The 19,072-nt window shown below is 64.4% G+C and carries 22 protein-coding genes; 9 read left to right on the forward strand and 13 right to left on the reverse strand.

Going from position 1 to position 19,072, the window contains the following annotated elements:
* Window positions 1-56: 56 nt before the first annotated feature.
* Both ACNI3R_RS10970 and ACNI3R_RS10975 read left to right on the forward strand, forming a co-directional pair.
* Complete coding sequence (locus tag ACNI3R_RS10970) at window positions 57-1,346, forward strand: MFS transporter (protein ID WP_426183174.1); 1,290 nt, start codon at window positions 57-59, stop codon at window positions 1,344-1,346.
* Between the two features lie 296 nt (window positions 1,347-1,642).
* On the forward strand, window positions 1,643-1,930 hold the full coding sequence (locus ACNI3R_RS10975; RefSeq protein ID WP_426183176.1) for a hypothetical protein: 288 nt from the start codon (window positions 1,643-1,645) through the stop codon (window positions 1,928-1,930).
* 6 nt (window positions 1,931-1,936) lie between these two features.
* Here ACNI3R_RS10975 and ACNI3R_RS10980 read toward each other — a convergent pair whose 3' ends face one another.
* Window positions 1,937-3,028: an MBL fold metallo-hydrolase gene (locus ACNI3R_RS10980; RefSeq protein ID WP_426183178.1), complete on the reverse strand. Its 1,092-nt coding sequence runs from the start codon at window positions 3,026-3,028 to the stop codon at window positions 1,937-1,939.
* 25 nt (window positions 3,029-3,053) lie between these two features.
* Between ACNI3R_RS10980 and ACNI3R_RS10985 the strand changes: the two genes are divergently transcribed.
* Complete coding sequence (locus ACNI3R_RS10985; protein ID WP_426183180.1) at window positions 3,054-4,262, forward strand: serine hydrolase domain-containing protein; 1,209 nt, start codon at window positions 3,054-3,056, stop codon at window positions 4,260-4,262.
* 25 nt (window positions 4,263-4,287) lie between these two features.
* Here the strand turns inward: ACNI3R_RS10985 and ACNI3R_RS10990 are convergent, their stop codons facing one another.
* Entirely contained in the window at window positions 4,288-5,811 is a 1,524-nt protein-coding gene (locus ACNI3R_RS10990; RefSeq protein WP_426183182.1) for a fumarate hydratase, read from the reverse strand.
* Window positions 5,812-5,903: 92 nt separating this feature from the next.
* Complete coding sequence (locus ACNI3R_RS10995; RefSeq protein WP_426183184.1) at window positions 5,904-6,206, reverse strand: PspC domain-containing protein; 303 nt, start codon at window positions 6,204-6,206, stop codon at window positions 5,904-5,906.
* Window positions 6,207-6,502: 296 nt separating this feature from the next.
* Between ACNI3R_RS10995 and ACNI3R_RS11000 the strand changes: the two genes are divergently transcribed.
* Window positions 6,503-7,003: a CinA family protein gene (locus tag ACNI3R_RS11000; protein WP_426183186.1), complete on the forward strand. Its 501-nt coding sequence runs from the start codon at window positions 6,503-6,505 to the stop codon at window positions 7,001-7,003.
* Between the two features lie 91 nt (window positions 7,004-7,094).
* Here the strand turns inward: ACNI3R_RS11000 and ACNI3R_RS11005 are convergent, their stop codons facing one another.
* The 7 genes from ACNI3R_RS11005 to ACNI3R_RS11035 form a co-directional block, all read right to left on the reverse strand.
* The gene (locus ACNI3R_RS11005; protein WP_426183188.1) at window positions 7,095-7,496 is read right to left on the reverse strand and encodes a DUF6481 family protein; all 402 of its coding nucleotides are present in this window, start codon (window positions 7,494-7,496) and stop codon (window positions 7,095-7,097) included.
* 86 nt (window positions 7,497-7,582) lie between these two features.
* Window positions 7,583-7,843 (reverse strand): hypothetical protein, encoded by a 261-nt coding sequence (locus tag ACNI3R_RS11010; protein ID WP_426183190.1) that lies wholly within the window; start codon window positions 7,841-7,843, stop codon window positions 7,583-7,585.
* A gap of 81 nt (window positions 7,844-7,924) precedes the next feature.
* Window positions 7,925-8,131 (reverse strand): cold-shock protein, encoded by a 207-nt coding sequence (locus ACNI3R_RS11015; protein WP_426183192.1) that lies wholly within the window; start codon window positions 8,129-8,131, stop codon window positions 7,925-7,927.
* 334 nt (window positions 8,132-8,465) lie between these two features.
* Entirely contained in the window at window positions 8,466-9,248 is a 783-nt protein-coding gene (locus tag ACNI3R_RS11020) for an EAL domain-containing protein (protein ID WP_426183194.1), read from the reverse strand.
* Window positions 9,249-9,581: 333 nt separating this feature from the next.
* On the reverse strand, window positions 9,582-10,676 hold the full coding sequence (gene wecB / locus ACNI3R_RS11025; RefSeq protein ID WP_426183196.1) for a non-hydrolyzing UDP-N-acetylglucosamine 2-epimerase: 1,095 nt from the start codon (window positions 10,674-10,676) through the stop codon (window positions 9,582-9,584).
* 54 nt (window positions 10,677-10,730) lie between these two features.
* Window positions 10,731-11,756, reverse strand: a complete 1,026-nt coding sequence (locus tag ACNI3R_RS11030; RefSeq protein ID WP_426183198.1) for a cation diffusion facilitator family transporter — start codon at window positions 11,754-11,756, stop codon at window positions 10,731-10,733.
* 9 nt (window positions 11,757-11,765) lie between these two features.
* Window positions 11,766-12,281, reverse strand: coding sequence for a GNAT family N-acetyltransferase (locus ACNI3R_RS11035; protein WP_426183200.1), 516 nt, complete (start codon window positions 12,279-12,281; stop codon window positions 11,766-11,768).
* Window positions 12,282-12,549: 268 nt separating this feature from the next.
* On the opposite strand from ACNI3R_RS11035, the gene ACNI3R_RS11040 reads away from it, so the two are divergent.
* Both ACNI3R_RS11040 and ACNI3R_RS11045 read left to right on the forward strand, forming a co-directional pair.
* On the forward strand, window positions 12,550-13,743 hold the full coding sequence (locus ACNI3R_RS11040; RefSeq protein WP_426183202.1) for a type III PLP-dependent enzyme: 1,194 nt from the start codon (window positions 12,550-12,552) through the stop codon (window positions 13,741-13,743).
* A 116-nt stretch (window positions 13,744-13,859) separates the two neighbouring features.
* The gene (locus ACNI3R_RS11045) at window positions 13,860-14,912 is read left to right on the forward strand and encodes a 1,9-bis(guanidino)-5-aza-nonane synthase (protein ID WP_426183204.1); all 1,053 of its coding nucleotides are present in this window, start codon (window positions 13,860-13,862) and stop codon (window positions 14,910-14,912) included.
* Window positions 14,913-14,980: 68 nt separating this feature from the next.
* Here the strand turns inward: ACNI3R_RS11045 and ACNI3R_RS11050 are convergent, their stop codons facing one another.
* Complete coding sequence (locus tag ACNI3R_RS11050; RefSeq protein WP_426183206.1) at window positions 14,981-15,424, reverse strand: BLUF domain-containing protein; 444 nt, start codon at window positions 15,422-15,424, stop codon at window positions 14,981-14,983.
* 80 nt (window positions 15,425-15,504) lie between these two features.
* Window positions 15,505-15,783 carry a DUF6356 family protein gene (locus ACNI3R_RS11055; protein ID WP_426183208.1) on the reverse strand — a complete coding sequence of 93 codons (279 nt, stop codon included), beginning with the start codon at window positions 15,781-15,783 and terminating at the stop codon, window positions 15,505-15,507.
* A 113-nt stretch (window positions 15,784-15,896) separates the two neighbouring features.
* Here ACNI3R_RS11055 and ACNI3R_RS11060 point away from each other — a divergent pair, with 113 nt between their 5' ends.
* The 3 genes from ACNI3R_RS11060 (at window position 15,897) to ACNI3R_RS11070 (ending at window position 18,043) form a co-directional block, all read left to right on the forward strand.
* Window positions 15,897-16,355, forward strand: coding sequence for an Lrp/AsnC family transcriptional regulator (locus ACNI3R_RS11060; RefSeq protein ID WP_426183209.1), 459 nt, complete (start codon window positions 15,897-15,899; stop codon window positions 16,353-16,355).
* Window positions 16,356-16,503: 148 nt separating this feature from the next.
* Window positions 16,504-17,331, forward strand: a complete 828-nt coding sequence (locus tag ACNI3R_RS11065) for an alpha/beta fold hydrolase (protein ID WP_426183211.1) — start codon at window positions 16,504-16,506, stop codon at window positions 17,329-17,331.
* 73 nt (window positions 17,332-17,404) lie between these two features.
* Window positions 17,405-18,043 (forward strand): YqaA family protein, encoded by a 639-nt coding sequence (locus ACNI3R_RS11070; RefSeq protein WP_426183213.1) that lies wholly within the window; start codon window positions 17,405-17,407, stop codon window positions 18,041-18,043.
* Window positions 18,044-18,049: 6 nt separating this feature from the next.
* Here ACNI3R_RS11070 and ACNI3R_RS11075 read toward each other — a convergent pair whose 3' ends face one another.
* Window positions 18,050-19,054, reverse strand: coding sequence for a glycosyltransferase (locus tag ACNI3R_RS11075; protein ID WP_426183215.1), 1,005 nt, complete (start codon window positions 19,052-19,054; stop codon window positions 18,050-18,052).
* Window positions 19,055-19,072: the final 18 nt, after the last annotated feature.

Here is a 19,072-nt window from a genome sequence, read left to right on the forward strand (position 1 = left end):
CACGCCTCCGCTTTCCCGGCAGACAGCCACCGTCGCGACAGCGGGGAGGATCCATCTTGCAGGCCCAGTCCAGTCCACGCCGCCCGATCCGGTCGGTCATCGGCGGTTCGCTCGGCAATCTCGTCGAATGGTACGACTGGTATATCTATTCGGCCTTCTCGCTCTATTTCGCGCAGAGCTTCTTTCCGGCGAGCGACCCGACCGCGCAGCTGCTGTCCACCAGCGTCGTCTTCGCGATCGGCTTTCTCATGCGGCCGCTGGGCGGATGGCTGCTCGGCATGCTGGCCGACCGCTATGGGCGCAAGAGCGCGCTGACCTGGTCGATCACGCTGATGTGCGCGGGATCGCTGATCATCACCTGCGCGCCGACCTATGCGACGATCGGAATCTGGGCGCCGGTCCTGCTGACCTTCGCGCGGATGGCACAGGGACTGAGCCTGGGCGGCGAGTTCGGCACGGCGGCCACCTATCTGACCGAGATCGCCCCGCCCGACAAACGCGGCTTCTGGTCTAGCTTTCAATATGTGACGCTGATCGCCGGACAGTTGCTGGCGCTCGGCCTGCTTGTCACGCTGCAATTTTTCTTCCTGACCGAGGCGCAGCTCGAGGCCTGGGGCTGGCGGCTCGCCTTCGCGACCGGCGCACTCCTTGCCGTGGCGGTGTTCTGGCTGCGGCGCGGGATCGACGAGACCCCCGACTTCGTCGAGGAGAGCGACCGCGGGCGGCGCAAGGGCGGCCTGCTGACCCTGCTGCGCGAGCGACCGAAGCAGGTCGCGCTGGTCTTCGGCCTGTCGATCGGCAGCAATGTCAGCTTCTATGCCTTCACCACCTACATGCAGAAATATCTGGTGGGCAGTGCCGGCTTCGCCAAGGACAAGGCCTCGCTGATCTGCTCGGCCGCGCTGATTTTCTATGTGGTGATCCAGCCGATGCTCGGCGCGCTGTCGGACAAGGTCGGGCGCAAGCCCCTGCTCTACTGGTGCTGGATCGGCGGCATCATAGGCACGGTACCGCTCTTCACCGCGCTGGGCCGCGCCGATGGCATGGTCGAGGCCTTCCTGCTGCTCTGCGTCGCCTATCTGATCATCTCGGGTTCAAGCGCCACCAGCGCGGTCGTCAAGGCCGAACTCTTCCCCCCGCACATCCGCGCGCTGGGCGTGGGCCTGCCCTATGCCGTCAGCCAGGCGATCTTCGGCGGTACAGCGGAATCGGTCGCGCTGGGCTTCAAGAGCGCCGGCGTGGAAAGCGCCTTCTTCTGGTATGTCACCGGCTGCATGGGCGTCGCGCTGGTGACGACGCTGTTTCTTCCTGAAACCCGCTGGCAGACGGCGCGCTCGGACCGATAATCTGCACACCTGTCCTTTAATGCAGTGCACAACGTTCGATTCGGGCATATGTCGCGGCGCACACAGGGCAGAGTTCGCGAAAAAGCACCGATAATCCATCGCGATAGATTTTCGGAAAGATGGTTCCGAATCAATCCACTCATGCCGCGATGCCGCAAAGCGAATAAAGCGATACCCAAATGGGAGTACGCCATAAGATTTTGCGGCACTAAGCGACGATAGTGTCCCTATAGCGGTGCGCCGAACGGGTCGGCAGATGCATCGCCTCAGGCATTTTCATAACGGAGTTTGCACCGATGCGTTCCATCATCATCGCCGCCGCCATCGTCTCCTCGCTCGGCCTTTCGGGCGCCGCGCTTGCGCAGGAAGCCCTCACCGTCAAGAACGGCATGCTGGTGACCAGCGCCGACGGCAAGAAGCTCGGCCGCGTCTATGAGGTCAAGAAGGGCGCCGACGGCGCGCCGGCCGCGATCGTCGTCATCAACGACGCGAAGATGGCGACCCTCGACATCGGCACGCTCACCAAGGCCGACAACGGCGTGACGACCTCGCTGACCGCCGCCGAGGTCCGCAAGCTCAAGTAAGGGTCATCACCGGCCGGCGATCTCGATCGCCTGGCCGGGCTGGATCGTGACGAAGCGGTCGGCGGCAACGCCGGCCGCTTTGCTTTGTGCGACCAATTCGCGCGGCGGTACGTCGGGCCCTTCATCGGTCAGGTGGAACGTACCCCAGTGGATGCCGAGCGCCTTGGGCGCCCCGAGCACGCCCAGCACGCGTACCGCCTCGGCCGGATCGACATGGCTTTGGCCGAACACCTCGCGCGGATGATAGGCACCGATCGGCAGGACGGCGAGGCGGAAGGGTCCATGCCGCGCCGCGTCATGCGGCCAGCTGCCGTCGCCCCAGCCGGTGTCGCCGGCAAAGAAGATGTTGCCACCCGGCAGGGTGACGGTGAACCCGCTCCACAGCGCGCGGTTGCGGTCCTCGCCCCAGCGCGAGCTCCAATGCTGGACCCGCTCGACGATCACCGACACGCCGGGCCGGACCGCCACGCGCCCGCCCCAATCGCGCGCCTGCGCGGCAATGCCGGCGTCGCGCAGGATGCTGTCATTGCCCAGACCCGTCACGATCAGCGGCCGGTCGCGCTGCCACAGTCGCCGCAGCGTCGGCAGATCCATATGATCATAATGATTGTGGCTGACGAGGACGAGGTCGATAGGCGGCAAATCCTCGAACCGCACGCCGGGCGCCCGCACGCGGCGCGGACCGACGCGGTTCCAGGGGCCGGCGACATCGGACCAGATCGGGTCGGTCAGGATGTTCAGGCCCTGCGTCTGGATCAGCACGGTCGCATGTCCGACCCAGGTCGCGCGGATCGCGGCACCCTCGACGCGGGCGGGCGGACGCGAGGGTGTGACCGCGATCGTCTCCGGCCAGACGTCGCCGCGCTGCCCGGTCGCGGTTCGCCAGATCCGGTCGATGCCAACCTTGAACGGGTTGACCTGGCCCCCGTCGCCGGTCGGGTTGCGGAAACGATGTCCGTCATAATGATCGCTGGCCGGCCCGCGATAATAGATCCGGTCGAGCCAATAGCCGCGCGCGAGCCAGAACAGCCCGCCCAGCAGGACAAGCGCGAGCAGCGCCCATCCCGTCCAGCGCGCCAAACGACGGATTGCCTGCACCCGCTAACCCTTCCATGATCGGACGATGTGCATCGCCGCCCGCCTGCTGATAATTTCCGGATCGCTGTTCGCGGCCCCGCTCGCCGCCGAGCCTATGGACTTCGCCTCGGTTCGCCTAGGCTTCACGAACCATGCGCTGGCGACGCCCATAAGCCGGGGGGTGGCCGACCGCCGCAGCGGTCGCCGCGTGACCGCCGACGATCCGGTCCGCATCGCCTCGATCAGCAAGCTGGTCGTCGCCATCGGCGTGCTGCGGCTGGTCGAGCAGGGCCGGCTCGACCTCGACACCGATGTCTCGACCTATCTCGGCTGGCGGTTGCGCAACCCCGCCTTTCCCGATCGCCCGATCAGCCTGCGGCTGCTGCTGTCGCACCGGGCGTCGCTGGTGGACGGGATCGACTATGCGCTGCCGCTCGACCGGTCGCTGCGCGAGGCGCTCGCCGATCCGGCCGCATGGGACGCGGCACACGGCCCCGGCGACCATTTCCGCTATGCCAATATCAATTTCCCCATCGTCGCCTCGGCGATGGAGCGGGTGACGGGGGAGCGTTTCGACCGGCTGATGCAGCGGCTGGTACTGCGCCCCTTGAGGCTGCGCGCCTGCTTCAACTGGGCAAGCTGCGACGATGCCACCATCGCGCGGGCGGTCACGCTCTACGACGCCTCAGGCAAGGCGGTGCGCGACGACGATGGCGGCCGGCGCCCCGCCTGCCCGGTCGTGTCGGCACGCGACGGTGGCTGCGATCTGAGCCGGTGGCAGCCGGGCACGAACGGCGCGCTCTTCTCACCGCAGGGGGGCCTGCGCATCTCGGCGCGCGATCTGGCGCGGATCGGGCAGATGCTGCTGAACGATGGCCGGTCGGGTGGACGGCGCTTCCTCAAGCCCGCCTCGGTCGACCTGCTGCTCCGCCCGCTGTGGACCTATGATGGCAGCAACGGCGTCACCGGCGAGACGACCGCCGGTTCGATCTGCCGCTATGGCCTCGCCAGCCAGACGCTCACGACCGGAGTGGCAGGCTGCGCCGACGACCTGTTCGGCGACGGCCGCCCGTGGGTCGGCCATGCAGGCGAGGCCTATGGCCTGCGATCGGGTCTGTGGATCGACCGCGAACGCGGCCAAGGCGTCGCCTATTTCGTGACCGGGATCGCCGACGATGCCCCACTCGCGCCCGGCACCGCCTTCACGGCCGCCGAAGTCGCCGCTGCGCGCGCGGCGCCGGAGGAAGGCCGCTAGCCCCACCCCCGGCTCCCGAACCAGATCAGGCGTTTTCGAGCAGCTTCTCGCGCGCGATCTTCTCGCGCCACACCAGCGGCGCGGTGTGGTGGACGCTCTCGCCGGTCGCGTCGACCGCGACGGTGACGGGCATGTCCTTCACGTCGAACTCGTAGATCGCCTCCATGCCGAGATCGGCGAAGCCGACGACCTTGGCGCCCTTGATCGCGCGCGCGACCAGATAGGCCGCCCCGCCGACCGCCATCAGATAGGCGGCCTTGTGGTTCTTGATCGCCTCGATCGCGACCGGTCCGCGCTCGGCCTTGCCGACCATCGCGATCAGGCCGGTCTTGTCGAGCATCATGTCGGTGAACTTGTCCATGCGGGTCGCGGTCGTCGGGCCGGCCGGCCCCACCACCTCATCGCCCACCGGATCGACCGGGCCGACATAATAGATGACGCGGCCACGGAAATCGACCGGCAGTTCCTCGCCCTTGGCCAGCATGTCCTGGATGCGCTTGTGCGCGGCGTCGCGACCGGTGAGCATCTTGCCGTTCAGCAGCAGGCGATCGCCCGGCTTCCAGCTGGCGACGATCTCGGGCGTCAGGCTGTCGAGATCGACGCGGATCGCTTCCTTCGACGGGGTCCATTCGACCTTCGGCCATTCCTCCAGGCTTGGCGGCTCCAGATAGGCCGGGCCCGATCCGTCGAGATGGAAATGCGCGTGGCGGGTCGCCGCGCAATTCGGGATCATCGCGATCGGCTTCGACGCAGCATGCGTCGGATAGTCGAGGATCTTGACGTCGAGGATGGTCGACAGGCCGCCCAGCCCCTGCGCGCCGATGCCCAGCGCGTTGACCTTGTCGAAGATCTCGATGCGCAGCTTCTCGATATCGTTCTGCGGCCCGCGCTGCTTGAGCTGGGCCATGTCGATGTCACCCATCAGCGACTCCTTGGCCATCGTCATCGCCTTCTCGGCGGTGCCGCCGATGCCGATACCGAGCATGCCCGGCGGGCACCAGCCGGCGCCCATCTTCGGGATCATCTCGAGCACCCAGTCGACGATCGACTCGCTCGGATTGAGCATGGCGAATTTCGACTTGTTCTCCGAACCGCCGCCCTTGGCCGCGACGGCGACCTCGACATGGTGGCCGGGCACCATCTCGACGTTCAGGACCGACGGGGTGTTGTCCTTGGTGTTGACGCGGCTGAAGGCGGGATCGCGCAGGATCGAGGCGCGCAGGCGGTTCTCCGGGTGAAGATAGGCGCGGCGGACGCCCTCGTCGACGACGTCCTGCAGGCTGTGCTCGGACTCGAGCAGGCACTGCTGGCCCCATTTGATGAAGACGGTGACGATGCCGGTGTCCTGGCAGATCGGGCGGTGGCCCTCGGCGCACATCCGGCTGTTGGTCAGGATCTGGGCGATGGCATCCTTGGCGGCGGGGCTCTGTTCGGCCTCATAGGCCACGCCGAGCGCCCGGATATAGTCCATCGGATGATAGTAGCTGATATATTGGAGGGCATCGGCGATGCTCTCGATCAGATCGGCTTCCTTGATGATGACAGTCATGCCCCGCCTCCGGATCTAGCGCTGTTTGCGGTGCACATAGCTCCAAAGACGGGGACTGACAGCCATAAAATAGCGGGGTTCGGCGGGACGACTCACGCTGCCGCGGCGATCTCCGCGACGTCCCGGTCATTGTCGGCGCGCCGCGCCTCGGCTTCGACCGCCGGCACGGCTGCGCCGGCATCGGCACGACGTGCCGGAAAGATCAGCCGCGAGGCGAGAACGATGAGCGCGAGCGCCCCGTAGATGCCCAGTACGACCGTCGGGTTGAACAGCAACGCACTCGCGAAGACGACGCGCAGCCAGTCGGGGTTGAAGCCGAAATCCTGCCCGATGGCCTGGCAGACGCCGAGAAAGGTGTCGTGGCGCCAGAGGACGATGTTCTTGTCGATCTGCATGTCTTCAATCCTGATCCTGTACCCGCCGGCCGATGCGTGCGCCGCCGCCGGGCTTCCATGCCCGAAAGCTCTGCAGGACCCGTGCCAGATTGGAGTCGGCCCGTCTGCCTGCCCTTTGGCGAAGTCACATCCGCACAGCGGCTGAAATTTCTGCCGAGAGTTGGGATATCCCGCCGATCTTTCAAGAGATCGCCACCCATATCCACTCACCGACAATGACGGCGCCGACCGCAAAGTGCCTTGTCCCCTGCCCCGCCCTCGCCGACTATGCGTCACGAACGGGAGGGGACAGGAACATGAACACGGACTTCGCGGCGCTGGTGCCGATCGCGCGCGGCATCGCGGACAAGCTGGTCGCATTGGGGCAGACCGTCGCCATTGCCGACGGCGCGAGCGGCGGCCTGATCTCGGCGGGGCTGCTGACCATACCCGGCGCGCGGAATTATTATCTTGGCGGCGGGGTGATCTATTCGCTGGCCGGGCGCGATCTGCTCCTCGGCCTCGACCGGGAGCAGCTGCGCGGCATGAAAGCGGTGTCGGAACCCTATGCCCTGCTCCAGGCCCGCGCGATCCGTGACCGCTTCGGCGCGGACTGGGGCGTGGCCGAATCCGGCTCGGCCGGGCCAGACCCGCATCCCTATGGGATCGAAGCCGGCCTGTGCTGCGTCGCGGTGGTGGGACCGAAGGGTGAGGAAACGGCCTTCGTGCGAACCGGCAGCCCCGACCGGATCGGCAACATGCTTGCCTTCGCCGCCGGCGCGTTGCGGCTGCTCGACGAGAGCCTGGCGCGCAACTGATCAGCGCGGGTCGGGATCGGAATTCTCCGAGAGGTCCAGACCGCTCGAAAGCCGCAGGACTCCGGGCGTGCCCGGAGTCCAGCGCGGTATGTTACCGCCTGCCTTGCCGCATCTTTCGGGCGGCGTAGCGCGCATCGCGCGCGGCTTTCCGATCCTCTTCGGTCCACTGCTTCCGCTCTTCCCTGCTCCGGGCGGTCGCATCTGCCTTTGCCTGCGCCATCATCAGGGCTTTGGCTTCGGCAGCGGCCTGCGCATCGGCTGCGGCCTGGCGCTCCTGTTCGCGCTTCTGCTCCTCGGCTTCGGCCTTGGCACGGTTCATGGCGATCCGCTTTTCCGCTGCGGCGGCCTCACGGGCGGCGCGGCGCGCCGCTCTGTCCGCCATAACGGCCGGATCGACCGGAGGCCGGGCAAGATATTTGGCGAGCGCATCGGTCCGCGCGCGCGCGGCCGCCTGTTGACGGTCCTGGAAAGTGGGGTTTTGGAATGCAGCCATGCGAGTTTTTCTGTCCTTCGTTGAAATCGGGGTAGTAGATTTGCCGGGTCAGCCTGTGGCTGGGCAATGGTAATGGCCGACCAGCGTCAGTTGCGACCGATGAGAAGCCCGAACAGGTGATCGAGATTCTGCTGGGCGTCCTGCACGACCGGATTGTCGGCATTGCCCGGCAGCGACAGGGGCCTGCTCATGATGTCGTGCAGCGCCTCTGTCTCGACATCGCTCAGCAGGTTCCGTTTCCGCAGGACGATGGCGAGGCTCAATATGCCGTTGAACGCGGCCACATCGAGCGCTTGCTGGGCCTCCAGCAACTGCTGCGCGGTCAGATCATGTTCCTGCTCAGCCATGCGGGCGGCTCCTGCCGATAGGGGGACATCCGCGCCGGGATGAGAGCGGTGGGCGGACGCTTGCGCGCCCGCCTCCACCTGTCAGGCTTCCCGCAGGTTCACGGCAGAGGTCTTGCCGCGACGATCGGTTTCGAGCTCATAGGATACGCGCTGGTCCTTGTTGAGCGTCGACATGCCCGCACGCTCGACCGCCGAAATGTGGACGAAGGCATCGCCCGTGCCGTTTTCCGGCGCGATGAAGCCATAGCCCTTGTCGCTGTTGAAGAATTTTACGGTGCCAGTGATCATGAGAACTTCCTTGTCCCACGGGTATCGGACATGCGCCCGAGCGGCACATTCCGGCGTCTTGAAGCTAGAAGGACAAGGGGAGGAGCCAAGGCGGCCCATCATCCGTCGCAGGCGACGTTCAGCCGCTTGAACATAAGCACTTCTGCGGCAAAAGCTAGTCTCGACGAGAAAACTATTCTCTATCTATCTTATTTACGCAACGTCCCCACAACCTCCGGAACGGTTCACCGTGCGTCCCGAAGCGCACATACTCGTCCAGATTTGCGCAGCGTTAACAGGCCGCCTCAACCCAAAGTAGCAGGTCTGCTGGCGCCAACCAATTTGCCCACGCCGCCTAAGCTTGCAATCTCATGCCGGCCGGTTGCTGGTGCTGCCAATTTGGAGACGTGATCGCCGCGATCGAAGGGCGGCCGAGCAGATAGCCCTGCATCAACTCGACACCCATATCGCGCAGAACATCAAATTCACCGATCGTTTCGATCCCCTCGCAAATCACCTGAATCCCCAGATCCTTCACCATGTTCAAGGTGTGCTTGAGAATGCTGCGCTTTACGCGGTCTGTGTCGATAGAGCGAATGAGGTCCATGTCAATCTTGACCAGATCCGGCTGAAATTTAGCCAATAAACTGAGACCGGCGTAGCCCGAGCCAAAATCGTCAATCGCCGTCCGAAATCCCATCGCGCGGTAGCACCGCAGAATATTCAGCAGGTGACCAGTGTCCAGATTTTCCGATTCCGTGAACTCAAAAATAATGCGGTTCAGAGGAAAACCATGCTCAAGTGCCGCCGCAAGAGTAAGGCGAATACAGGCCCTCGGCTCATAGACTGCATTGGGAAGAAAATTGATCGACAGGCATGCGCCTTCGTCGGCGAACTTCAATGCTGCAGCCAATTCTATGGATTTCACCCGACATCTCTGGTCAAATGCATAACGGTTATGATCTGAAACATATTGCAGAACCTGACTTGCGCCTTCGCCGTTTACACCGCGAACGAGCGCTTCATGCGCGAAGACAGTACCATTTGCCACGTCCAGGATAGGTTGAAAGGCCATTGTGATCGGCAGATCGAACCCGGCGCCGTCCCGACAGCCGGAGCAAGCAGCACTGGCACCCATTTTTGCACCTCACGCATAAAGCTCTAAGCCTTCTTACGAGAGATATATTGCCAATCCTATAAATTTACCTTTCGGGAGCTCGCGACCAGGGCCGATCAAGAAATGAAAAGGGCGAAATCCTTCGGTCCATCGCCCAATCCATCATTGTCTTTGGCCCATCCTAGGTCGCAGGGCGGCGGCGTGATGGCGTAATTCGAGACCTTGGTACTGGGGGAGACCGCAGCGGCGTACTGGTTCATGGCGACGATCTGATCGCGTTTGGCCGGAAGCTCTTGGCTTCCCCTATAGAAGCGACAGGAAGCTACAGGGACACCATACTCAACCCTGGCTACCCTACACAGACCGCCTTCTCAAATCCTCCACACAGCGCTCCGCCGTCCGCCCGTCCCACAGGTCCGGCCGCTTACGGTCCTGGCGCGGCTCGGCGAGTGCCACGAGCAGGCGTTCCAGCAGAGTGTCGGCGTTCACCAGTTGCGCGGTGCCCTCGCTGATCGTGATCGGGCGCTCGGTGTTTTCGCGCAGCGTCAGGCAGGGGATGCCCAGATAGGTCGTCTCCTCCTGAATGCCGCCGCTGTCGGTGATCACCGCCGCCGCACCCGCGACGAGGCTCATGAAGCGGACATAGGCGGCGGGGCCGACCAGCGTCAGGCCGGCCGCCTCCAGCTTCGCGACGCCCGCGTCGCCGAGCCGCTGGCGCGTGCGCGGGTGGACCGGGAAGATCAGCGGCAGATGCGCCTGCACCGCGATCAGCGCGTCGACCAGCCGGTCGAGCTGCTCCGGCACGTCGACGTTGGACGGCCGGTGCAGCGTCACCACGCCATAGCTGCCGGGGGCAAAGCCCAACTCGCCCGGATAGTCGGCGGCGAGGATCGCGGGGCGGACCAGTTCGTAGCTGTCCATCATGATGTTGCCCACGCGGGTGATCCGGCTTTCGGGAATGCCCTCGTCGCGCAGATTCTCGTCGGCGTCGGGCGACGGGGTCCATAGCACGTCGGCGAGCACGTCGGTGACGAGGCGGTTGAGTTCCTCGGGCATGTCGCGGTCGCGGCTGCGCAGCCCCGCCTCGAGGTGGACGATCGGGATGCGCAGCTTCGCCGCTGCCATCGAGGCCGCCGCGGTCGAATTGACGTCGCCCACCACGACCAGCCAGTCGGGGCGCTCCTCGATCGCCAGCTTCTCATAGGCGATCATCACCCGACCGGTCTGTTCGGCATGGCTGCCCGAGCCGATGCCGAGATGATGATCGGGCGCCGGCAGGCCCAGATCGGCGAAGATGTCGTCGGACATCGCCGCGTCATAATGCTGCCCGGTGTGGACGATGACGGGGCGGAAATCGGCCGTCGCGTTCAGCGCATGCCAGAGCGGCGCCACCTTCATGAAATTGGGACGGGCGGCGGCGATGAGATGGACGATCTTGGGCTCGGTCATGCGAAACGACCTACCGAATTATCCGCACTTGTCGAGGCGCAGCAGCCACAAGGCTCAATGGTGATCATGGTCGTGGTCGTGCTTATGCCTATGGTCATGATCGTGGTGCCCCTGCCCGCCCGCCCCCTCGGCGCAGCCGGCGTCGGCACAGCGGCCGCGCTCGATCTGAAAGGTCGCATGGCCGATACCGAATTCCTCGCGCACCAGCCGCGCGGTCGAGACGAGGAACTCATCCTGCTCGGCCAGATCGGGCATCACGAGATGCGCGGTCAGCGCGGTCTCGGTCGTGCTCGTCGGCCAGATGTGGATATGGTGCACCGCCGTCACGCCCGGCAGATCGGCAAGCCGCGCCGAGACCTTGGCCGGGTCGATCCGGCTCGGCACGCCGGCCAGCGACATCACAAGCGAATCCCGGAAAAGACCCCAGGTTCCGGCCACGATGACGGCGACGATCACGATGCTGATCGCCGGATCGATCCAGAGCGCCCCCGTCCGCGCGACGAGAAACCCCGCCACCACGACGCCGGCGGAGACCGCCGCGTCGGCAGCCATGTGCAGGAAGGCGCCACGGATGTTGATGTCGTCATCCCCACCCCGCAGGAAAAGGAGTGCAGTGCCGAGATTGATCGCGATGCCGACCGCCGCCACCGCCATCATCGTCCCGCTCTGGATCGGCTCGGGCTCGAACAGCCGCTGAATCGCGCCGAGCGCGATCGCCCCGCAGGCGATCAGCAGCAGGATCGCGTTGAACAGCGCCGCCAGGATCGACGAACCGCGCAGCCCATAGGTGTAGCGCGCGCTCGCGGGACGCTTTGACAGCGCATAGGCTGCCCAGGCCATCAGCAGCCCCAGCACGTCCGACAGATTATGTCCGGCGTCGGCCACAAGCGCGATCGACCCGGACGCCAGCCCGGCGGCTCCTTCGACGATCACGAAACCGAGGTTCAGCGTTACACCGATGGCGAATGCCCGGCCGAATTCCTTGGGCGCATGGCCATGCCCATGGGCGCCATGCCCATGGGCATGGCCGCTATGGTCGTGCTTGTGGTCGCTATGAGAGGGGCTGAGCGCGCGTGTCATGGCGACCACCTACAGGCTTTTCTCGAGCAAGAGAAAATGAAGATCGTTGCGCGGATCGACGGCCGCCACGCCTCCCTGCCCCGGGAAGGGCCGGGTCTCGCCCGTCGGCCGATAGCCGCGCCGTCCATACCATGAGAGCAGCTCGGGGCGCCGGTGGACGACGTAGAGCCGCATCCGCTGTGCTCCTTCGCGCCGAGCGACATCCTCGGCCGCCGCCATGATCCGCTGACCCAGGCCGTCCTTCTGCCGGCCGGGATCGACGCTGAGCATGCCCAGCTGCCATAGCCCCGCTCCCTCGTCCTGCAAGCGGACGGTGGCGACCGGCGCGCCCGACGCCTCGTCGCGGACGATCCGAAGCCGCACCGAGGGGTCAGCGAGGTCCTGCCGGATCTCGGCCTCGTCGACTCTCGGTTCGGTGATGAAGTCTTCGACCGTCCAGCTGCGTAGCGCCCCCCAGCCGCGATAGGCCCGGTTGACCAGATCGACGATGGCAGGGACATCGGATTCGCGCGGAAGATCGAGCATGGCTTTCCTTCAGCCATTTCGGCCAGCGAGAGGCAAGCGTCGGCGTCGATTCGCCCGGCGATGCAGCATCGGGACATCGGGCGGGCCACGCGCAATTCGCCCCGTAATCCGGGCATTTTTGCGATCGGACGAACATGCTGGACGGCAAGTAGAATTTCGAAACTTTACATGGGGGTCAGCGCACCATATATCCGCGCCTCCGCTGCCCCATGGGACTTCCACCGCAAGGCAGCTTTCTTGCCCACGTTACACCCGGAGGTCCCTTGAGTTGCACAAGCACCATAGCGCGCTGGGGCTAGCTTCGTCCCTTAAGCCGGTTCAGCCGGTAACGCTTCTTCGTCCCCACGCCGCTGCGCGGGCTGCCCGGTTCTTCGTCGAGAAGTTCCAGGGGCGCTCGATGTATGCCGTCAAGGCGAATCCGTCCCCCGATCTGATCCAGATCCTGTGGGACAACGGCATCACGCAGTTCGACGTGGCGTCGATCGCGGAAGTGCGGCTGGTGGCCGGCATCGCGCCGGAAGCCACGCTCTGCTTCATGCACCCGGTCAAGGCCGAGGAAGCAATCGCGGAAGCCTATTTCGACTATGGCGTCCGCACCTTCTCGCTCGACTCGCTCGAGGAGCTGGACAAGATCGTGCGCGCCACCAAGGGTGCGGCCGACCTGACGCTGTGCGTCCGTCTGCGCGTTTCGTCGGAAATGTCGAAGCTCAGCCTCGCCTCGAAATTCGGGGTCGAGCTGGCCGATGCCAAGGAACTGCTGCTGCGCACCCGCCAGGTCGCGGATGCGCTCGGCATCTGCTTCCATGTCGGCAGCCAGGCGATGAGCCCGTCGGCCTATGTGCAGGCTATGGAGAAGGTCCGCGCGGCGATCGTCGCGGCGGCAGTTACGGTCGACGTCATCGACGTCGGCGGGGGCTTCCCCTCGGTCTATCCCGGCATGGAGCCGCCCGCACTTGAGGCCTATTTCAACGCCATCCATCAGGCGTTCGAAAGCCTGCCGGTGTCCTATTCGTCGGAATTGTGGTGCGAGCCGGGCCGTGCATTGTGCGCAGAATATGCGAGCCTGCTCGTCCGCGTCGAGCGTCGCCGCGGTGACGAGCTCTACATCAACGACGGTGCCTATGGCGCGCTGTTCGATGCCGCGCATGTCGGCTGGCGCTTTCCGGTCCAGCTGCTGCGCGACGGCGAGCCGCGCATCCGTGACACCGGGTTCAGCTTCTACGGCCCCACCTGCGACGACATGGACCGGATGGCCGGCCCGTTTGTCCTGCCTGGCGACGTCAATGTCGGCGACTATATCGAGATCGGCATGCTCGGCGCCTATGGCTGCGCGATGCGGACCGGCTTCAACGGCTTCACCGCCGGCGAGCGGGTCATCATGACCGACGAACCGATGGCGTCGCTCTACACGCACGACGACACGCAGCGCGAAACGGTTTCGCACAACGTCATCACCCTGTAAGGGCTGCCCAGCAGAAAAGCCCGTCTCCGGCGGAAAGCCGGATCATCCGCCTCGATCGAGCGCGATGGTCCGGCCTTCCGCCGGAGCTGCGGCCGTTTTGATTTCCGGAGACCAAGATGAACACACCCTCTGTCAACGACACGCGCAAGGCCGAGCTGCTTTCGACGCAGGTCGAGCATATCGACATCACCAGCTTCGATGCCCGCCCGATCATCGACGCGATGGGCAAGATGAGCTTCACCAGCCGCGATCTCGCGCGCGCCACCGGCATCTACAACCAGATGCTCGAGGATCCCGACTGCACGATCTTCCTGGTGATCGCCGGGTCGACCTCGGCCGGCGGCTGCATGGACGCCTATGCCGAACTGGTCCGCTCGGGCATGGTCGACGCCGTCGTCGCCACCGGCGCCACGATCGTCGACATGGATTTCTTCGAGGGCCTCGGCCACAAACATTATCAGGCGCTCGAAGTGCCCGATGACGACACGCTGCGCTCGCTGCTGATCGATCGCATCTACGACACCTATATCGACGAGGAGCAGCTTCAGGACTGCGACTTCACGATTAACAAGATCGCCAACTCGCTGGAGCCGCGTGCCTATTCGAGCCGCGCCTTCATCCGCGAGATGGGCAAATATCTGGTCGAGCACGGCAAGAAGGAGAACAGCCTCGTCAAGCTCGCTTATGAGCATGACGTGCCGATCTTCTGCCCGGCCTTCGTCGACAGCTCGGCGGGCTTCGGCCTCGTCAAGCATCAGGTCGACTGCATGAAGGCGGGCCGTCCCTATATGATGATCGACGCTATCGCCGATTTCCGCGAACTCACCGACATCAAGATCAAGGCGGGCACCAGCGGCCTGCTGATGATCGGCGGCGGCGTGCCGAAGAACTTCATCCAGGACACCGTCGTCTGCGCCGAGATTCTCGGCCACGAGGACGTCGAGGTTCACAAATATGCCGTGCAGATCACCGTCGCGGACGTGCGCGACGGCGCCTGCTCCTCTTCGACGCTGCAGGAAGCCGCCAGCTGGGGCAAGGTCAACACCGGCATCGAGCAGATGGTGTTCGCCGAGGCCGGCTCGGTCGTGCCGCTGCTGGCATCGGACGCCTATCATCGCGGCCATTGGAAGAATCGCGCCAAGCGCGCCTGGGGCAAGCTGTTCGACTGATCGCGGTCGACAGGAAAAAAGGAAAAGGCCGGGTCCGCAGGGGTCCGGCCTTTTTCATTGGAATAGGATCAGCAGCGTTGCGAAGGTCTGCCGATCGGCCCGCCTGCCTTGCGGCTCTCCTGCGCCATGCGCTGGATCAGCATGTACAGATCGGCCGCTTCTTCGCCCGCCTCACCGTCGAGGAGCCGCCCGATCTGCGTGTCGACATAGCCGGCGTCGCCCCAATAAGACAGGCTCCAGTCGGCGAACCGATAGCTGTCGATCGGCTTTGTCTCGATCACCGTTACCGCTTCGTGGCGATGGTCCTTCTCGATGCTCCGCATCACCGCGTCGACGGCCGACGGCGGTCCTTCGAGCAGCTGCGCGAAATGCCGTTCGGTAAAGAGAAGCGAGCCACGGACACCCAGCGCCGCATTGCGCCGTTCGGACACCGCGACGATGGCCTTGATCTCCCCACATTGGACCGGGAGCACCAACAGGCTGCGGCTCACATATATCAGCGACTGAAGCATAGCCTTTGCAATACAAGGGTTTGCGTGCCGGACGGTTGCGATAAATACGTATGGAATGTAAAATACTGTAAACTTTTGTCTTATTGCGTTGCACCAATGTGTATCTTGCTTTGACGAGCGGTAGCAGAACCGGGCTCGCTTGTTTCCAACTCCCTTCGCCGCCGATTGGTTACCATCCGGTCGTGCAACTGAGTAACCAAGCGGCTCGCCGTCCGCTCGAACAGCGCGGGCACCAGCGCATGGATGAAGCAGGCACAAGCCGCGCGTCCCAGCAGCAGGCCAAAGCCTGCGGCGTTTACGAAATGCTCGGCATAGCTTTCGCCAACCGACGCGGGGTGATCCAGGAACAGCTTCTTCATGATCGTCTCCTCGCCACCAGAATATGGGCGCGCAGGCGCGACATGCTTCTTTTTTCTGTCTTCATCCGTACGAGATGCGATAAGATCATTCTCCCTTCGGCAGTTTGGAGAGAATGAAAATGCTGGATGCCACCGACCGCCGGATTCTTGCCCATCTGCAGCGCGACGCGACACTGCCGCTGGCGGCACTCGCCGAGGCGGCCGGGCTCTCGCAGACCCCCTGCTGGAAACGCGTCAAGCGGCTGGAGCGCGAGGGCTATATTCGCGGCCGGGTGACCCTGCTCGATCCGGCCAAGGTGGGGCTGAAGACCGTGGTCTTCGTCGGCGTCCGCGCCAACGAGCATAGCGAGGAATGGCTGTCGCTATTCGCCCGCTCGATCTCCGAAATCCCGGAGGTAACCGAGTTCTACCGCATGAGCGGGGAAACCGATTATCTGCTAAAAATCGTGTGCGCCGACATCGACGATTATGACCGCATCTACAAGCGCATCATCCGCTCCGTCCCCTTACGCGACGTCACCTCGTCCTTCGCGATGGAGCAGATCAAATATTCGACCGCCCTTCCCTTGTGACCGGCCATCTGTTCTAAAATATAGAACATTCTGGACGATTTTATACGACTGCATCGAAGGTCCGCGATCTCATAGATCTGCTTTCAGCCAGACGGACGGGCGAACGGGCCCGGTACCGACAGCCGGATCATTCGGAAAGGACTTCACCATGACCTATGTCACCACGCAGGACGGCACCCGCATCTTCGTCAAGGATTGGGGGCCCAAGGATGCCCAGCCCATTCTCTTCGCCCATGGCTGGCCGCTTTCGGCGGACGCCTGGGACGGTCAGATGCTCTTCTTCGCCCAGGCCGGTTATCGCGTCATTGCCCATGACCGTCGCGGCCATGGCCGCTCGGACCAGCCCGCGACCGGCAACGACATGGACAATTACGCCGATGATCTGGCGGCCGTCATCGAGGCGCTCGACCTCAACAACCTGATCCTCGTCGGCCATTCTACCGGCGGCGGCGAGATCAGCCATTACGTCGGCCGCCACGGTTCCGCGCGGGTGGCGAAGATGGTGCTGGTGGGCGCGGTCCCACCGATCATGGCGAAGACCGAAGCCTATCCAGGCGGCCTGCCGATCGAGCTGTTCGACGGGATCCGCAACGGCGTCGCAGCCAACCGCTCGCAATTCTATCTCGACCTGACGACACCCTTCTACGGTTTCAACCGTGAAGGCGTGACGGCGAACGAAGGGCTGCGGCAGGGCTTCTGGGCGCAGGGAATGGCAGGCTCGATTCTCGGCCAATATCTCTGCATCCACGAATTCTCGGAGGTCGACTATACCGAAGACCTGAAGGCGATCGACGTCCCCACCCTGATCATCCACGGCGACGACGACCAGATCGTGCCGATCGGCAATTCGGGCGAACTCTCCGCCAGGATCGTCAAGGATGCCGCACTGCTCGTCTATGAAGGCGCTCCGCACGGTTTGACCGCGACGCATCAGGACCGGTTCAACGCCGACCTGCTCGCCTTCGCGCGCAGTTGAGCGCAGCGGACTGATACCCTTTCCCCCCGGGCGTGGAGCCTCTATCAGGCGGCCGAACGCTCGGGGGAATGAAATGCTGCGCCGCTTGTATGACTGGACCATGGCCAAGGCGGCGCACCGCCATGCCGAATGGTGGCTGGCGGCCTTCGCCTTCATGGAGGCGAGCTTCTTTCCGGTACCGCCGCACCCGCTGCTCGGACTGATGTGCCTGGCCGAACCGAAGAAGGCGATCCGCTTTGCCGCCGTGGCGACGCTGGCCTCGGTGGCCGGCGGGCTGCTCGGCTATGCAATCGGGCATTTCGTCTACGAGGCGTTCGGGGAGGCGCTGCTGCGCGCACTCGGCCTGGCCGAAAGCTTCCCGAAGGCCGCCTGCTATCTGCGCGACTATGGCGCCGAGATCATCATCGTGAAGGGGGCTACCCCGATCCCGTTCAAGCTGCTGACGATCACTGCCGGCTTCATCGGCATGAACCTGCTCGTTTTCATCGGTGCCTCGATCGTGTCGCGCTCGATCAGCTTCATGATCGTCGGCATCCTGTTCCGCCTGTTCGGCGCGCCGATCAAGGCAGTGATCGACCGCCACCTCGGCAAGGTTACGGCGGCTTTCGCGATCCTGGTCGTGGCCGGTTTTCTGGCGGTCACGCTGGTCGGGGGCGGCTCACAACAGACCAACGAGAAGTGTGCGGTGGCACAGGAAGTGCATCCCGACTGAACCGGGTCAGTTCCACTCTTTTGCCAGCGCCTCGGTGAGGCGCGCGAGCATCTGCCTCTGATCCTGTTCGAATGCGTCGCGGGCGTTGGCGCCCATTTCGGCCCTTCGCGCATGTGACAGGCTCTGCACTTGGTCGATCGCCGCTTCGATCAGGTCGATGGTCGTAACGTAGCGCACGCCCCTGTTCAGCGGCGCACTGTCGACAGTGGGCACCAAAATGCCGAAATCAGGCCGGATCAGTTCGTTCATCGGCGGCGCGTCGAGCGTCACGACCAGCGCGCCCATCGCCCGGCTCTCGTTGATATAATGGCCGAAGCCTTCGACCGCAGACGTACAGAGGTGGATTCCGCTCGCCGCGAGTTCCCGGAAATAGGCCTCATGTTGGGGGAAGAAGCCGAGGAACAGGCGCAGATTGCCATCCTCGATCCATCGACGCGTGTTCAGGCCGATGTCCTGCCCATAGGCCTGCAACGAGAGGAGCGGCAAGTCGGCGCGCTTCGCCCACAGATCGATCAGCAACTGGCTATGCCGGGTCGTGGCCTTACCCCGAAAATGCGCATAGGTCCGGTAGTCGCTCACCCGCAGCGCCGGGTCGCGCGAGGTGAAGCCGACATGGTGGTGGCGAGCATCGGGCAGATGCGGCGCCAGATGGTCGGATGAGAACCGGCTCCGGTGGAACACCGCATTGATCATGCGCCCCGCTGACTCGACATCCTCCGGCAGGAACCATTCGGGATTGGGCAGCAATATGCGCGACTTGTAATTTTCGAGGAAGGGCCGTTCGAAAACCCGCTCCAGGAAAATGGCAAGCCGGCCGGTCTTGCGAAGATAGTCCGGCGGCGGATCGCCGCGCTTCTCTTTGCGGTAGAGGGACATCCGCCCGCGCATCGGCCGGACCTCTATCCGGCCGCCGGAAACCTTCCGGATGGCCGACTGGATAACCTGCGCACAATGCTCCAGCCCGGTGCTCCATGCCGGATAGAATAGGTCGATCAGTCCGCCGTTCGCCATTGCCGCTGCGCCCCCTTG

This window comes from Rhizorhabdus antheiae (assembly GCF_049889055.1).
Taxonomy (GTDB): Bacteria; Pseudomonadota; Alphaproteobacteria; order Sphingomonadales; family Sphingomonadaceae; genus Rhizorhabdus.

Coding starts and splice junctions, on each gene's coding strand:
- ACNI3R_RS11070 (WP_426183213.1), top strand. CDS start 17,405: ATGCTGCGCCGCTTGTATGACTGGACCATGGCCAAGGCGGCGCACCGC.
- ACNI3R_RS11035 (WP_426183200.1), bottom strand. CDS start 12,281: ATGCTCGATCTTCCGCGCGAATCCGATGTCCCTGCCATCGTCGATCTG.
- ACNI3R_RS10995 (WP_426183184.1), bottom strand. CDS start 6,206: ATGCAGATCGACAAGAACATCGTCCTCTGGCGCCACGACACCTTTCTC.
- ACNI3R_RS11020 (WP_426183194.1), bottom strand. CDS start 9,248: ATGGGTGCCAGTGCTGCTTGCTCCGGCTGTCGGGACGGCGCCGGGTTC.
- ACNI3R_RS11045 (WP_426183204.1), top strand. CDS start 13,860: ATGAACACACCCTCTGTCAACGACACGCGCAAGGCCGAGCTGCTTTCG.
- ACNI3R_RS11000 (WP_426183186.1), top strand. CDS start 6,503: ATGAACACGGACTTCGCGGCGCTGGTGCCGATCGCGCGCGGCATCGCG.
- wecB (WP_426183196.1), bottom strand. CDS start 10,676: ATGACCGAGCCCAAGATCGTCCATCTCATCGCCGCCGCCCGTCCCAAT.
- ACNI3R_RS11005 (WP_426183188.1), bottom strand. CDS start 7,496: ATGGCTGCATTCCAAAACCCCACTTTCCAGGACCGTCAACAGGCGGCC.
- ACNI3R_RS11055 (WP_426183208.1), bottom strand. CDS start 15,783: ATGAAGAAGCTGTTCCTGGATCACCCCGCGTCGGTTGGCGAAAGCTAT.
- ACNI3R_RS11030 (WP_426183198.1), bottom strand. CDS start 11,756: ATGACACGCGCGCTCAGCCCCTCTCATAGCGACCACAAGCACGACCAT.
- ACNI3R_RS11075 (WP_426183215.1), bottom strand. CDS start 19,054: ATGGCGAACGGCGGACTGATCGACCTATTCTATCCGGCATGGAGCACC.
- ACNI3R_RS10985 (WP_426183180.1), top strand. CDS start 3,054: ATGTGCATCGCCGCCCGCCTGCTGATAATTTCCGGATCGCTGTTCGCG.
- ACNI3R_RS11060 (WP_426183209.1), top strand. CDS start 15,897: ATGAAAATGCTGGATGCCACCGACCGCCGGATTCTTGCCCATCTGCAG.
- ACNI3R_RS10975 (WP_426183176.1), top strand. CDS start 1,643: ATGCGTTCCATCATCATCGCCGCCGCCATCGTCTCCTCGCTCGGCCTT.
- ACNI3R_RS11065 (WP_426183211.1), top strand. CDS start 16,504: ATGACCTATGTCACCACGCAGGACGGCACCCGCATCTTCGTCAAGGAT.
- ACNI3R_RS10990 (WP_426183182.1), bottom strand. CDS start 5,811: ATGACTGTCATCATCAAGGAAGCCGATCTGATCGAGAGCATCGCCGAT.
- ACNI3R_RS11010 (WP_426183190.1), bottom strand. CDS start 7,843: ATGGCTGAGCAGGAACATGATCTGACCGCGCAGCAGTTGCTGGAGGCC.
- ACNI3R_RS11015 (WP_426183192.1), bottom strand. CDS start 8,131: ATGATCACTGGCACCGTAAAATTCTTCAACAGCGACAAGGGCTATGGC.
- ACNI3R_RS11050 (WP_426183206.1), bottom strand. CDS start 15,424: ATGCTTCAGTCGCTGATATATGTGAGCCGCAGCCTGTTGGTGCTCCCG.